The organism is Streptomyces sp. KLMMK (assembly GCF_036961605.1).
GTDB classification, from domain to species: Bacteria; Actinomycetota; Actinomycetes; order Streptomycetales; family Streptomycetaceae; genus Streptomyces; species Streptomyces telluris.
Window position 1 is genome coordinate 1 of record NZ_JBAMDC010000003.1, and the last position, 14,020, is coordinate 14,020.

The 14,020-nt window shown below is 72.2% G+C and carries 15 protein-coding genes; 7 read left to right on the forward strand and 8 right to left on the reverse strand.

The window, feature by feature from the left end:
* Positions 1–1,281 (reverse strand): MFS transporter (locus V7793_RS01010; protein ID WP_335580927.1); only part of this gene is annotated, 1,281 nt, incomplete at its 3' end.
* 79 nt (positions 1,282–1,360) lie between these two features.
* Between V7793_RS01010 and V7793_RS01015 the strand changes: the two genes are divergently transcribed.
* Complete coding sequence (locus V7793_RS01015; RefSeq protein WP_335580928.1) at positions 1,361–2,248, forward strand: LysR family transcriptional regulator; 888 nt, start codon at positions 1,361–1,363, stop codon at positions 2,246–2,248.
* Positions 2,249–2,295: 47 nt separating this feature from the next.
* Here V7793_RS01015 and V7793_RS01020 read toward each other — a convergent pair whose 3' ends face one another.
* Complete coding sequence (locus tag V7793_RS01020; protein WP_335580929.1) at positions 2,296–3,255, reverse strand: helix-turn-helix transcriptional regulator; 960 nt, start codon at positions 3,253–3,255, stop codon at positions 2,296–2,298.
* Positions 3,256–3,345: 90 nt separating this feature from the next.
* Between V7793_RS01020 and V7793_RS01025 the strand changes: the two genes are divergently transcribed.
* Complete coding sequence (locus V7793_RS01025; protein ID WP_335580930.1) at positions 3,346–4,056, forward strand: NADPH-dependent F420 reductase; 711 nt, start codon at positions 3,346–3,348, stop codon at positions 4,054–4,056.
* Between the two features lie 22 nt (positions 4,057–4,078).
* Positions 4,079–4,486: a VOC family protein gene (locus V7793_RS01030; protein WP_335580931.1), complete on the forward strand. Its 408-nt coding sequence runs from the start codon at positions 4,079–4,081 to the stop codon at positions 4,484–4,486.
* A gap of 63 nt (positions 4,487–4,549) precedes the next feature.
* On the opposite strand, the gene V7793_RS01035 is transcribed toward V7793_RS01030, so the two are convergent.
* The gene (locus tag V7793_RS01035) at positions 4,550–5,287 is read right to left on the reverse strand and encodes an SDR family oxidoreductase (RefSeq protein WP_335580932.1); all 738 of its coding nucleotides are present in this window, start codon (positions 5,285–5,287) and stop codon (positions 4,550–4,552) included.
* Positions 5,288–5,494: 207 nt separating this feature from the next.
* On the opposite strand from V7793_RS01035, the gene V7793_RS01040 reads away from it, so the two are divergent.
* A complete protein-coding gene (locus tag V7793_RS01040; protein ID WP_335580933.1) occupies positions 5,495–6,289 on the forward strand; it encodes a helix-turn-helix transcriptional regulator in 795 nt (264 codons plus the stop codon).
* 17 nt (positions 6,290–6,306) lie between these two features.
* On the opposite strand, the gene V7793_RS01045 is transcribed toward V7793_RS01040, so the two are convergent.
* On the reverse strand, positions 6,307–7,170 hold the full coding sequence (locus V7793_RS01045) for a LysR family transcriptional regulator (RefSeq protein ID WP_335580934.1): 864 nt from the start codon (positions 7,168–7,170) through the stop codon (positions 6,307–6,309).
* Positions 7,171–7,254: 84 nt separating this feature from the next.
* On the opposite strand from V7793_RS01045, the gene V7793_RS01050 reads away from it, so the two are divergent.
* Positions 7,255–8,157, forward strand: a complete 903-nt coding sequence (locus V7793_RS01050; protein ID WP_335580935.1) for an EamA family transporter — start codon at positions 7,255–7,257, stop codon at positions 8,155–8,157.
* A 137-nt stretch (positions 8,158–8,294) separates the two neighbouring features.
* The gene (locus V7793_RS01055; protein ID WP_335580936.1) at positions 8,295–8,846 is read left to right on the forward strand and encodes a GNAT family N-acetyltransferase; all 552 of its coding nucleotides are present in this window, start codon (positions 8,295–8,297) and stop codon (positions 8,844–8,846) included.
* A 97-nt stretch (positions 8,847–8,943) separates the two neighbouring features.
* Here V7793_RS01055 and V7793_RS01060 read toward each other — a convergent pair whose 3' ends face one another.
* The 4 genes from V7793_RS01060 to V7793_RS01075 all read right to left on the reverse strand — a co-directional run bounded on the left by V7793_RS01060 (position 8,944) and on the right by V7793_RS01075 (position 11,821).
* Positions 8,944–9,660, reverse strand: a complete 717-nt coding sequence (locus V7793_RS01060; RefSeq protein WP_335580937.1) for a hypothetical protein — start codon at positions 9,658–9,660, stop codon at positions 8,944–8,946.
* Positions 9,657–10,247 (reverse strand): RNA polymerase sigma factor, encoded by a 591-nt coding sequence (locus V7793_RS01065; RefSeq protein WP_335580938.1) that lies wholly within the window; start codon positions 10,245–10,247, stop codon positions 9,657–9,659. Before V7793_RS01065 ends, V7793_RS01060 begins: the two co-directional genes overlap by 4 nt.
* Before the next feature lie 341 nt (positions 10,248–10,588).
* The gene (locus tag V7793_RS01070) at positions 10,589–11,302 is read right to left on the reverse strand and encodes a DUF6000 family protein (protein WP_335580939.1); all 714 of its coding nucleotides are present in this window, start codon (positions 11,300–11,302) and stop codon (positions 10,589–10,591) included.
* Positions 11,303–11,434: 132 nt separating this feature from the next.
* Positions 11,435–11,821, reverse strand: coding sequence for a hypothetical protein (locus tag V7793_RS01075; protein ID WP_335580940.1), 387 nt, complete (start codon positions 11,819–11,821; stop codon positions 11,435–11,437).
* Positions 11,822–12,293: 472 nt separating this feature from the next.
* On the opposite strand from V7793_RS01075, the gene V7793_RS01080 reads away from it, so the two are divergent.
* The gene (locus V7793_RS01080) at positions 12,294–14,003 is read left to right on the forward strand and encodes an amidohydrolase (RefSeq protein WP_335580941.1); all 1,710 of its coding nucleotides are present in this window, start codon (positions 12,294–12,296) and stop codon (positions 14,001–14,003) included.
* Positions 14,004–14,020 lie beyond the last annotated feature (17 nt).

Below are 14,020 nucleotides of genomic sequence, written 5' to 3' on the forward strand. Positions count from 1 at the left end.
CGCCGCGGTCGGCTCGGGCCGGGCTGCCGGGTCGCCGGACCGGGCCACGGCGCGGGTGGGGCGCGCCTGCTGCCCCGCCGTGCGGGGTTCCGTCAGCCAGACCAGGACCAGGGCCGCCGAGATCGCTGCGCCCAGGACGCACACGCCGGGCCAGCGGGAAGCGCTCCACACGGCCGAGGTGAGCGCCGAGCCCATGGCGCCGCCGACGAAGTAGGAGGTCATGTAGGCGGAGTTGAGCCGGTTACGGGCCTCGGGGCGCAGGGAGTAGACCAGGTTCTGGTTGCTGATGTGCACGCCCTGGACGGCGGCGTCCAGCACGATCACCCCGGCGAGCAGGGCGGTCAGGGACCAGACGCCCCCGGAGCCGCCGAGTGCGAGCAGTCCCCAGGAGGCGAGCAGGAGGACGGCCCCGGTGCCGGTGACGCGGTGGACCAGGCCGCGGTCGGCCAGCCGCCCGGTCACCGAGGCGGAGAGGGAGCCGGCGGCGCCGACGAGGCCGAGCAGCCCGATCGCGGATGCGGACCAGCCGTAGGAAGGGCCGGAGAGCAGGAAGGTCATGGCGGTCCACAGCACGCTGAAGGCGGCGAACGACAGCCCGCCCATCAGGGCGCGGCGCCGCAGCACCGGCTCGTGCGCGAACAGCGCGAAGGTGGATCCGAGCAGCCTGGGGTACGACAGTCCGGCGGGGGTGCGCAGCCGGGGGAGCGCGCGGTGCAGCAGGACGGCCATGACGGCCATGAGCACGGCGTTGGCCCAGTAGACCGTGCGCCAGCCGCCCAGCTCGGACAGGAGGCCCGCTGCGGTGCGGGCGAGGAGGATGCCCAGCAGCAGGCCGGTCATCACGGTGCCGACGGTGCTTCCGCGCCGCTCGGGGGAGGCCAGCGTCGCCGCGTAGGGGACGACCACCTGGGCGGCGACCGAGGTCAGACCGGTCAGGGCGATGCCGGTGAGCAGGACGGCGGGGCCGGGTGCCGTGGCCGTCACGACGAGGAAGACGGCGGTCGCGGCGCACAGGCCCGTGGCCAGGCCGCGGCGTTCGGCGAGGTCGCCGAGCGGGACGAGGAGGATCAGCCCGAGCGCGTAGCCGACCTGCCCGACCGTGACCACCAGCGCGAGGATCCCTGCGCTCATGTGCAGATCGCGGCCGATGACCTCCAGCAGGGGCTGGGCGAAGTAGTTGCCCGCGACGGACAGGCCGCAGGCCACGGCCATCAGCAGCAGCGTCCCGCGGCTCAGGCCGTCCCGGCCGGTCGGCGTCTCATTTATTCGTGCAGGTGGCATGTAAAGAGTGTCCGCCGCCGACGATCAATGAGTCCAACACATTGTTTTCATTCAAACCATCTCGATTTACGATGGATGGATGGAGCTCCAGCAGATGCGCTACGTCATCGCGGTTGCCGAGACGGGCGGCTTCACCCGTGCCGCGGAGCGCTGTCACGTGGTGCAGTCGGCGCTCAGCCACCAGATCGCCCGCTTGGAGAAGGATCTCGGGACCCGCCTGTTCGACCGCACCAGCCGCAGCGTGCGCCTCACCACGGCCGGTGCGGCCTTCCTCCCCGCGGCCCGGCAGGCGGTGGAGGCGGCCGACCGCGCTCGCGCCGAGGTCGAGGCGGCGACGGGCGTCGTCCGCGGCCGCCTGGCGGTCGGCGCCATCTCGACGGTCGCCGCCGTCGACCTCGCCGACGTCCTGGGACGGTTCCGGGCCGGCTATCCCGAAGTGCGCATCAGCCTGCGGATGGGCATGAGCGAGGAACTGATCGACGGCGTCCGGGAAGGGGCGCTCGACGTGGCCTTCATCGGCCTGGTCCCGGGCACGCGGCCCAAGGGCGTCCGCGTCAGGAAGATGGCCCACGGCGAACTGGTCGCCGTCGTGGCACCGGAACACCCGCTCGCCGGCCAGGAGCGTACGGACCTGCAGCGGCTGTCCGAGGAATCGTTCGTCGACTTCCCCGCGGGCTCGGCGGCCCGGCGCCAGCGCGACGCCGCCTTCGAGGCCGCGGGCCTCACCGCCGAGTCCCCCTTCGAGATCACCTCCGTCGAATCCCTCGCCAAACTCGTCCGGGCCAACCTCGGCGTCGGCATGGTCCCGGAGGCCGTCGCCGGTGAATTGCGCGGTCTGCACGTCCTCCGCGTCCGCAACGCCCCCACCCGCGAGGAACTCCTGGTCTGGAACACCCTCGGCCCGTCCCCGGCGGCAGCGGCCTTCCTCTCCGGCCTCGGCATCGACCCCGGCGAACGCTCTTCGTAACCAGGGAGGAACCAGGGAGGAAGCAGGCGGAGCCAGGGCGGACGGGATCAGTCCGTGGCGCGCAGGATGCGGCGTGCGGTTTCGCGAAGGTGGTCGAGGACGGCCGGATCGGCGTCGAGGGTGTAGTCGGCGCCGAGGCCGGCGAGGGTCTGGGCGATGCGGGTGAGGCTGTCGTCGGAGGCGTCGACCCGGCAGGACGTCCCGTCGACGGGCCGGATACGGGTGGCCAGGTACCGGGTGCGGGCCCGGACGCGGTCGGCGGGGGCGTGGACGGTGGCGACGGCGCGGTAGCGGGTCGGGGCAGCCGACAGCCGGCCGGCGACGAAGGCGGCGGGGTCGCCGCCGGGGATCTCGCGCGGTGGAACCCGTCGGCCGGTGGGCGTGGGGTCGGTGATGCGGTCGAGGCGGAAGATGCGCCAGTCCTCCCTGCCGGTGTCGTGGGCGAGGAGGTACCACAGGCCTCCGGAGTCGACCAGGTGACAGGGCTCGGCCCGGCGCGAGGTCGTCGTGCCGTGGCGGTCGGCGTAGCCGAAGGTGATGATCTCGTGGTCGCGGCAGGCGACGGCCAGGGCGGCCAGGAGCGCCGGGTCGGCCCGCGGCCCGCGGGGCTCCCACGTGATGCCGGCCAGGGAGGTCTGCAGGGCGGCGACCTGGCCGCGCAGGCGGCGGGGCAGCACCTGCTCCAGCTTGGCCAGGGCCCGCAGCGCGCTCTCCTCGATGCCGGCCAGACCACCTGCGGCGGTGCGCAGGGCCACCGTGACGGCGACGGCTTCGGCGTCATCGAGGAGGAGGGGCGGCAGGCCGGTGCCGGAGGACAGGCGGTAGCCGCCGGTGTGGCCGCGGGAGCTGTCGACCGGGTAGCCCAGGTCGCGCAGGCGGTCGATGTCGCGGCGGAGCGTGCGCACGGTGACGCCCAGGCGGTCGGCGAGGTCGGCGCCGGACCATTCGCGCCGGGTCTGCAGCAGGGACAGCAGCCGCAGGGTGCGGGCGGTCATGTCGCTCGTCATGAACCCCACCCTGCCCGAGTCAAAGGACACAGGCTGTCCTGAAGTCCTCCTACTGTGGATACATCCGAACGAACAAAACGGGAGGTTTCCATGAAAATCGCTGTTCTCGGTACCGGTGGCGGCGCCCGCGCCCACATCGCCAAGCTCGCCGAGCTCGGACACGAGGTCCACGTCGGCACCCGCGATCCGAAGGCCACCCTCGCGCGCAGCGAGCCCGACATGATGGGCACGCCGCCGTTCGGGGCCTGGCTCGCCGGGCACCCGGGCATCCAGCTGCACACCTTCGCCGATGCCGCCGACCGGGCGGAGCTGGTCATCAACGGCATCGACGGTCACAACGCGGTGGCCGCCCTGTCGGCCGCCGCCGGGCAGCTGGCGGGCAAGACGCTCGTCGACTACGCGGTGCCGTTCGTCTACAACCCCGAGGTCGAGCACCCCTGGCCCACCCCCTGGGGCGTGATGCCCACCCTCGACCCGTGCGACAGCGACAGCCTCGGCGAGCAGATCCAGCGTGCACTGCCGGACACGAAGGTCGTCAAGGCCTTCGTCACCCAGGAGCAGGCCACCGTCGTCGACCCGAAGGCCGTCGGGGGCGGTGAGCACACCATGTTCATCGCCGGCGAGGACGCCGGCGCCAAGCAGACCGTCACCGACCTGCTCACCGCCTACGGCTGGAGCGACATCCTCGACCTCGGCCCCCTCGTCGCCGCCCGCGGCATGGAGATGTACGCCCACATGCACTCCGCCATCGGTTTCGCCCTGGGCTTCGGCACCCACTTCGGCATCAAAGTCGTCCGCTGACGCTGCGAAAGGAAACACTCACATGACCGGCAACAACACCCACGCCCCCACCACGCCCCTGTCCGGCACGATCATGTGCCAGGCGATGTGGGCCCGCGACGGCAGGAAGCTCGCCGAGTTCTACGCCACCGCCCTGGGCACGAAGGTGACGCAGGCCTTCCCCAACGAGGAGGGCGAAGAGGTCGCCTTCGCCTTCCGTGTGAACGGGACGATGTACCTCTTCTACACCTCCCCCTCGTACACCGCGCCCGAATGGCCGGAGCAGGAGCTGCCCTTCCATATGGACCTCGTGTTCGACGACGTCCGGGCAGCCGAGGAGCAGCTGCTGGAGATGGGCGCCACCAAGCCCGGCCACCAGCCCGGAGGCAAGCACTGGACCGTCCTCCTGGACCCCTCCGGCCAGCCCTTCTGCATCCACGGCGCCCGCTGACGCCACAGCCCTTCCGGATGCCGGCGACGCGGCCGCCGGCACCGCATCCGGTGCGACCCGGAGTCAGTTCTGGGCGGTGGGCCGGACGACGATCTCGTTCACGTCGACGGCCGGCGGCTGCTCGATCGCGAACGCGACGGCCCGGGCGATCGCCTCGGGCGGGATCGCGATCCGGTCCCGCATCTCCGTGATCCGCGCCCTGACTTGCTGATTCGTCGACGCTTCGGCGAAGTCGGTCGCGACTGCACCGGGTGAGACGGTGGTCACCCGCAGGGAGTCACCGGCTTCCTGGCGCAGTCCTTCGCAGATGGCGCGGACCGCGAACTTCGTACCGGCGTAGACCGCCATGGCCGGCATGATACGGAACGCGGCCGTCGAGGCGGTGGTGATGAAGTGACCGGTGCCCTGTGCCCGGAAGACGGGCAGCGCGGCCCCGATCCCGTGAAGGACGCCTTTGACGTTGACGTCGACCATCCGGTCCCACTCGTCGACGCGTAGATCGTCGAGGGGCGAGATCGTACCGGCCCCGGCGTTGCTGACCAGCACGTCGAGCCGGCCGAACCTCCGGCCCGCGAGCGCGACCAGAGCGTGCAGGTCGTCCCGCCGGGTCACGTCCGTGCGGATCTGCACGGCCGTGCCGCCCGCCTTCTCTATCCGCGCCACCAGATCCACGAGGCGCTCGGACCGGCGCGCGCCCAGGACGAGTCGCGCGCCTCGTTCGGCGAGCAGGAGTGCGGTCGCCTCGCCGATGCCGCTGCCGGCTCCTGTGATGGCCACGACCTTGCCGTCGATTCCGGACATGATGGTTTCCCCTCCCTTTCCTTTCGGGATCGCGCTCCGGGCGATCGCCCGGAACCCCTCTGCGCGCCAGGGCCGTTCGGCGCCCGGATGGCCGTTCACAAGTCATCGGCAAGGGTTGCGCCCCCCCCCGCGCTCGGTACTTAGTCTGCGGCGGATTCAAACTGGTATACAGAGCGTGTTTATTCTGGAACCAGGGATGCCACCACCATGCAGAGACCGCTGGACCAACGCCGTGAGCTGGGTGCCTTCCTGCGCAGCCGCAGAGAGCGGATCACCCCTGACGAGGTCGGGCTGCCCCACACCGGGCGACGCCGGACCCCGGGGCTCCGCCGGGAAGAACTCGCGGTGCTCGCCGGGATCAGCGCCACCTGGTACACGTACCTCGAACAGGGCCGGGACATCCGGGCCTCGGACCAGGTGCTCGACGCCCTCGCCTCGGCGCTGCAGCTCAACCGGCACGAGCGTGCTCATCTCCTCCAACTCGCCGGTCACGCGCCGGTGACCGAAACCGAAGAGCCCGAGCCGCTCCCTGCGGAGGCGGCGGCCGTTCCGCTCCTGCTCCAGCCGCACCCGGCGTACATCATCAGCGGCAACTACGACGTGCTCAGCTACAACCAGGCGGCCGACGAGCTGTTCCGGAACCTCACCGCGGTGACGGACCGGCCGGTGAACATCGCCCGCTGGGTGTTCTTCGAACCTGCGGCCCGGGACGTTCTGGTCGACTGGGAGCCCGAGGCACGCGGCCTGCTCGCCCGGCTGCGGACGCTCGCCGGACGCCACCCGCGCGACCCCCGGTACACCCGGCTGATCGACGAGCTGAACGCGGGCAGCGCGGAAGTACGCGCCTGGTGGCCGCAGTACGACGTACAGGCCCGTCGCGGCGGACGCAAACGGCTACGGAGCCCGGGAGGCCGGGAGGTGGAATTCGCATATTCCGCATTCCACTTGGCCGAACAGCCGGAACAGACGCTGGTGGTCTATTCCGACGGGCGCCGGCGGTGACGGACCCGGCCGTCGTCCTATCCGTTCGCGAGGACCTCGTGTGCGAGTGCCAGCAGGTCCGGGACTGCCGGGTGTCCCGGGCCCTCGCGCCAGGCGAGGACGACGGGGACGGCCGGAGCGTCCGCGAGGGGGCGGTAGACCAGCGACGGATGCATGTGATTGCTCGGGGTGGCCGAGGTGGAGACTCCCACGGCGCGGCCCGCGGCGATCGCGATGAGCCACTCGTCCGTATTGGTCACCTCAATGGCCGCGACGGGGCGGGCTGACGGCGGCCACAGGTCCATCGTCGTGGTGCCGGAGACGGTGTTGAGGGCGATCGGACAGCCGGCGAGGTCCGCCAGGGTGACCCGGGGGAGAGCCGCCAACGGGCTGTCCGACGGCATGACCACCACCCGCTCCTCCGACAGCAGCAGCTCCGTACGGAGCCCAGCGGAAGCGGCGGCACCACTGCCGCGCAGCAGGGCCGCGTCGACCTTGCCCTGCGTGAGCCCCGCCGTGCGGTCGTCGACGCGGAGCAGTTCCAGGGGGACGCCGGGGTGCGTCTCGTCCCAGCGGCGCAGCAAAGGGACCGTGTGGTCGCCGAGCGCCGCCCAGGTGTGGCCGAGGCGCAGGGGCCAGCTGCGCGGCCGGCCGGGGTCGAGGGCGATGTCGACGGCGGCGAGGGCGGCGGCCGCCTTGTCGCGGAAGGTACGGCCTTCGGCGGTCAGTTCGAGGTGGTGCGTGGAGCGGTCGACGAGGCGGACCCCCAGGTGGTCCTCGAGCTGGCGCAGGGTGCGGGAGAGCGCGGGCTGGCTGAGGTGGAGGCGCGCGGCGGCGCGGGTGACGTTGCCCGCCTCGGCAATGGCGCGGAAGGCACGCAAGTGCCGCAGCTCGATGGTCATGCATCAGGAGCATAACCGCAGGCGATTAGGCATTTCACACCGCGTGGCCGACTCCCTAGCGTGGACGGCATGACATCGGACGGCATGACATCAACGGTGCAGAACCCATCCGCGACGGCGGTCGCGCCCCTCGTCGCTCGTCACGCCGCGGGGCGCGGCAGCCTCGGCGGCGTCGGCCTGGTGCTGGCCGGGGCGGTGACCGGCCAGTTCGGGTCGGCCTTCGCCGCCCTGCTGTTCCCCCGGGCCGGTGCGCTCGGCGCCGTAGCGCTGCGGGTGACGTTCGCCGCGTTGCTGCTGCTGGTCGTCACCAGGCCCCGGCTGCGTGGCCACTCGCGCGCCGACTGGTCGGTGGCCGTCGGGTTCGGCCTGGCCCTCGGAGGCATGAACATCCTCTTCTACCAGGCGATCGACCGCATCCCGCTGGGGGCGGCGGTCACCCTCGAAGTGCTCGGGCCCCTGCTCCTGTCGGTCGTCGCCTCGCGCCGCCCCGCAGGCCTGGTGTGGGCCGGTCTCGCCCTGGCCGGGGTTTTCCTGCTGGGCCGCGGCGACTTCGGCCGACTCGGCGCTGCGGGCGTGGCCTTCGCGCTGGGCGCCGGGGCGATGTGGGCGGCGTACATCGTGCTCAACGCCCGCGCGGGCACGCGGTTCCCGCGCCTGGACGGCCTGGCGATCGCGATGACCGTCGCCGCCCTGGTCAGCCTGCCGCTGGGCGTCGGGGCCGCGGGCGGGACACTGCTGGAACCGGAGGTGCTGGGGCTGGGCCTGGCCATCGCGGTGATGAGCTCGGGCGTGCCCTACGCCCTGGAAACGCTCGCCCTGCGACGGCTGCCCGCAGCGACGTTCGCGGTGCTGACGAGCCTGGCACCGGCCCTGGCCGCGATGGCGGGCTACCTGGTCCTGGACCAGGGGCTCTCGCTGCTGCAGTGCGGCGCTGTCGTGATGGTGGTGGCGGCGAGCGCGGGCGCGATCCGCACGGGCAACCGCTGAGCGGAACGCGGTCCGGAGCCGCACGGCCGGTGACCTGAGCCGGGGAGAAATATGCATGTAACAGTCCCCTTGTAACGTTCCGGCGCCGGGCACCTGCCCGGGACGGGCCGGAACCGGCAGGAGCGAAGGGAGCACCCATGCACGACAGCGTGGCGGGGACCACCACGGGCGTCACGACGGACGTCACGACGGGCATATGCGTCCGGCCGGGAACGGTCGGCGATCTCACCGAGCTCACCGCGATCTACAACCACTACGTGGTCCACACCCCGATCACCTTCGACATCGAGCCGGTCACCGTCGAGGGGCGCCGCGCCTGGCTGGACTCCCACCCCGCCACCGGCCGCCACCGCCTGCTCATGGCGGAGGAGGCGGGCCGGGTGCTGGGCTACGCCACCAGCAGCCCCTTCCGGGACAAGCGCGCGTACGAGACCTCGGTCGAGACCAGCATCTACCTCGGTCCCGGCCACACGGGACGCGGCCTCGGAGGCCTGCTGTACCGCACGCTCTTCGAAGTGCTGGCGGGCGAGGACGTCCACCGCGCGTACGCCGGCATCACGCAGCCGAACGCAGCCTCGATGCGGCTTCATGAACGCTTCGGCTTCCGCCCGGCGGGCGTGCTCGAACAGGTGGGCCGCAAGTTCGGCACCTTCTGGGACGTGGCTTGGCTGGAGAGGCGGATGGTCTGACGGTGCCGGCCCCTGTGAGCGCGGCCGGCTGCCTCTGCCTGCCGCGCCGCTGCCGGGCCCGGAGACCCGGCAGCGGGGAAGCGCTCAAGCGGATTCGTCAAACGCCGGCAGTGAGCTCTTCGATCCGTTCGGCGAAATCGGGGCCGGGCAGAGGGAGCTCGACGTCGGCGTCGTCGGCGTCGTCGAGGGCCTCGGGGATGTAGGCGATGACGGCGGTGACGGCCGGTGAGGGCGCGTGGGTGACGTATCCGCGCTGGACCATCGTGTAGCGCAGGACCGCGCGCAGGTCGCGGAGGCTGTCCTGCCCGGGAGCGCAGGGAAGGCCGTTGCCCAGGTCGGCCTGCTCGTGCCACAGATCGGCCTCGTCGGTCTCGCCCAGGGCCATGTGGTGGAGGTAGAGGCACAGCGCGGCGGAGAGCTCGCCCGCGCCCGCCGCGAACTGCCACCAGAACCGGGCACCGTACTCCCGGCCGGCGAGGTGCAGGACGCAGCCCAGGACCAGTGCGCCGTCCGGCTCGGGGACCCGGCTGACGAGGAAGTCGCGCAGCCGGTGCAGATCGTGGGTGGCGGTGGTCTCGCACAAGGCCCGCAGGTGTTCCCGGAAGATCCGCCGGGGCAGGGAGCGGCGCACGGCCGCGCGTTCGGCCGCGGGGCGGACGGAGGCGGGCTGCAGGGCGTCGTCGACGCGCAGGGCCCCCTGCCACGTGCGGGCGGCGATCCGTGCGGTCAGGCGCTCTTCGGCCTCCCGGGTGCGGGAGTAGGGCGGGCGGTGGATGCGGGCGTGCTCCAGCAGGCGGTCGATGGGCTCGGTCATCCTCGGCCTCCCTCGGCCCGGTCGTCTCTTCCGCCGTAGCTGCGGTCCGCCCCCAGGGCCTTGTTGAGGCGGTGACGGGCGTAGCGGGCGGTGGAGCGGACACCGCCCTCGGTGATGCCCAGGACGTCGGCGGTCTCGCGGGCGGTGTACCCCAGCACGTGGTGCAGGATGAACACGTCGTGCTGCCGCTCGGGCAGGTCCTGGACCGCCTGGTAGATCTCCAGGCTGATCTCCAGCTCGCCGATCGGATCGCAGGCCTGCTCCAGCCTGGTGGTCTCGAAGGCGGCGGTGTCGACGGCCACGGCCCGGCGACCGCGGGCCCGGGCCAGGTCGATGGTCCGGTGCCGTACGACCCGCCATGCGTAGGCTCGCGGATTGGCCTTGGATAACACCTTCGACCAGTTGAAGTACAGCTGCTCGAAAGCGATGTCGACAGCCTCCTCCGCATCGGCCCAGCTGGAGAGGTACAGCTGCGCCCAGTACACGTAGCGGCTGCGGTAGAGCTCGTGGAAGGCCCTGAAATCCGCCGGAAGGCGTGGCTGCAGCACGGCGACCGGGCGTCGGTGAGGACGGTGCGTACGAGTCACCCCTGCCCTCCCCGCCGGAGCAGAGCGTGGCCGGGCGCCGGCGAGGCGTCCCGGCCGAAGTCCCGTACGAGCAGCACGACCCGCAGGCCGTCCGCGAGATGATCTGGCATCACGATCGGCAAACCCCTTCAAACGTTCCAAGGGGCTCCCCCCACGCCCCGGAGGAGCGTCAGTGGCTCCTCTGCTACGTAAGGCGTCTGCCGACCGCCGGATGTGCAACGGCGATCGGGAAGAACTTGGTGCTCCGCAGCCGGCCCTTCGTCGATGCATGCCACGCACAGGCGCCCGCAGGGAGGGACAGGCGTGGGACGGCAGGAGCCGCACCGGTCACGGAGCCGCGGTCAGCGTCCTGTGAGCCGCTCGGCGGCAGTCCTACCGCTCACACCGTTCGCACTGCTTGCACGACCCGCACGACCCGCACGATTCGCAGCACTTGCGCCCTGCGCCGGCCACAGGTGGCCGGCGGCCGACTGGAACCGCGCATGGAAGCCCTGCACGCGCTGGTCGCACAGATCCGGGTCGTCCACGCCGGCCCACCGGTCCCACAGCCCCTGTGGCGCGAGGAACTGCTGGGCATGGGAGGCACCGTTGCACGCATCGACGTGCTGCAGCGCCCCGAGGGCCCACTCCTGGTCGTAGCGGCTGTCGGGGCGCCGGAGCCAGCGGTCGAGGTAGGTCATCAGGAGCGCGGCGTCCGCGGGCGTGGCGAAGCGGGCCAGGGCGAAGCAGTAGCCCTGGCCTGCGAAGGGCATGCGACTTTCGAGCAGCAGTTCGCCCAGGAGCTGCCGGTGCTGAGTCCGTCCGCCGATGCCGATCAGCCATCCGGCCACCAGACGTCCGCGCCACCCGGTGCCCATCAGCGCCCGTAGATCGTCGTCGGCGATCGCCCGGGCGTCCTCGGCGAGGGAGGCGAAGAAGGCCTGCTGTTCCGGCTGCGGCATGCGGATGAAGTTGCCGTGCAACAGGTCGAGGTACCTGAGGGGTGCTTCCTCCGGCGTGGTCACGTACTGCTGGATGAGACCGGCCTGGTGATCGGTGTAGAACGGGTGTGCCATTGGTCCATTTTGACCGACGGGCGAGGCGACGTCGCCCGCCGGTGGCCTGCGCGGGCTCAGCGGCCCACCCGGGCCAGGTGGTCTACCCGGGCCCGGTGGCCGAACCGGCCCCGGTGGGTGCGACGGCTGCGGTCAGTGGCCGCCGGAGGGGACGTCGCAGCCGGAGTGGTCGGGATAGCCCCCGAAGGCATCCGCTTCGACGGAGGCGCGGTCCATCGTGCCCTCCACGCACAGAGGAGAGCCGCCGGTGTCGATGAGGAAGCCGACCCCGGTGGGTCCGTTCCGGTGCGCCTGCACCTTCCCGGCGGAGTAGCCGAGGCGGGTGAGCGCGTTGCGGGTGTCCTCGGGAGCGAAGTCTCCGCGTTTGCGCAGCGGTTCGAGCGCGTCCTTGATGCGCCGGACGGCCGCGAGCCCGTCGCAGCGGCTCTGCCCCCGCAGCGGGAGGGGAACCCTGAAGCCGTGGTTCTCGGCGTAGTGGTCGGTGGGCGGCGCGGCCGGGCCCGAGGGCGGCGCGGTCATCGGCGGTGCCGACGCGGGGCTCTCACCGGGGCACGGGAGATCCACCGGCGAATTCGGCGTTGACGCCCCCGTCGCAGCGCGCGTCGGCGTCGGCGGCGAACGCCGGTCCGCGTCGGCGGTGTCCCCTGACCGCTGTGTTCCGCACCCCGCCGCCAGCACGGCCAGCATCACCGCCGGCAGCACCCCGAGCCGGACCGCCGGCGTTCTCCTTCTCGATATCGTCATTCGCCGATCGTCTCCCGCATCTCGGCGGGCGTCATGAGTTCTTCTACTCATGACGCACGGACCTGCAAGCCGTCCGGCCGGGGAGCACGGGTCCTCGGCGGCCGCCCGAGCGTCCCGGGCATCGGTTGGACGACCGATGTGCGCGCACGCCGCCCGGATGCACAGTGCTGTCAGCTCCCCGCCGATTCCGCTTCCCCGGCGGTTCCGCGGGAGCCCCTTCACCAGCCCCGGCAGATAGGACATCGTTGTGCCCGGCAGCACCCCGGCAGATCTCGTCTTCGTCAACGGTTCGGTCCTCACCGTCGACTCCCGCTTCACCGTCGCCTCCGCCCTGGCGGTCACCGATGGCCTCGTCAGCGCGGTCGGCGACCGGGACGAGGTCATGGCGCACGCCGGCCCCGCCACCCGGGTCGTCGACCTCGGCGGCGGAACGCTCCTCCCCGGCATCAACGACGCGCACCTGCACGGCTGCTCCCTCGGGCTGACCATGCCGCCGCTGTCCCTCGACGTCTCCCACCCCGCCGTGCAGTCGCTGGCCGATGTGGCCGAGGCCGTGCGGAGGGCGGCCGCGACGACCCCCGCGGGGCAGTGGATCAGCGGATACGGGTGGGACGCGGGCTACCTCGCCGAGTGTGCCGCCGACCCCTCCCGGCTGCCCGCCCGGCACGATCTGGACGCCGTCAGCCCGGACCACCCCGTCCTGCTGTACTCCACCACGGGCCACGCCACCTGGGTCAACTCCGCGGCGCTCGCACGGGCCGGGGTGGACCGGAACACCCCCGTCCCGCCCGGAGGGGTCATCGTCACCGACGCGGCGGGCGAGCCCACCGGTCTCCTCCAGGAAGGCGCCCAGGACCTCGTCCACCGGGCGCTGCCCGCCCTGTCCCCGGAGGTGCGCGCCGACGCGATCCGCGCCACCTTGCGCACCCTGGCCCGGCTCGGCATCACCAGCTACACCGAGCCCGGCCTCGGCCCGGGCGGCGACGCCCTGATGCGCGGCGCCATGGCTCACAGCACCCTCGACGTCTACCGCCGCCTCCTCGCCGACGGCGAACTGACCGCGCGGGTCGGCGTCCTGCTGCTGCCGGCCGGGATGGCCGGCACGGCCGAGGAGTTCGTACGGACCCTGGCGGCCATGGACGAGCCCCCGTCCACCGACCCCCGCCGCCTCGCCGTCCTCGGCGTCAAGCTGTTCGCCGACGGCATCCCGGTCAACAAGACGGCCTGGATGCACGAGCCGTACGTCGGCGGCGGCTGCGGCTCGTTGTGCGTCGGCGGGGAGACCGACGAGGAGCGCATCGCCCAGATCACCGAGATGATCCGGTACACCCACGCCGCCGGGTACCGGGCCGGTGTCCACGTCACCGGTGACCGGGCCATCGACACCGTCGTCGACGCCTTCGCCGCGGCCGCCGCCGCCCATCCCCGGGCCGACACCAGGCATTACGTCATCCACGGCGACTTCCTCACCGCCCGCAGCATGCGGACGCTGGCGCAGCACGGCTTCGGCGTCAACATGAACCCCACCGTCAAATGGACCGTCGCCGACCTCGAAGAGGAGTTCGTCGGCCCGCAGCGGGCGGCGTACGAATGGCCCTACCGGGACGCGATCGACGCCGGCGTGACCGTCACCAGCGGCTCCGACGCCCCTGTCACCCTGCCCGACTGGCGGCAGGGCGTCTCCACGATGATGCTGCGCGAGTCCAGGGCCAGCGGCCGCGTCAGCGGACCCGGCCAGCGCATCCGGCTCGCCGAGGCCCTTCGCACCTACACCTCCGACGCGGCCTGGCAGGACTTCGCCGAGGACTGGAAGGGCACGCTGGAGGTCGGCAAGGTCGCCGACCTGTGCGTACTCGCGGGTGACCTGCTGACCGCCGACCCACGCGACATCCCCGCCATGCCGGTCGTGTTCACCGCTGTCGGCGGCGTCGCCGTGCACGACGAGCTCACCGTTTGACGCCCGCACACCGGATG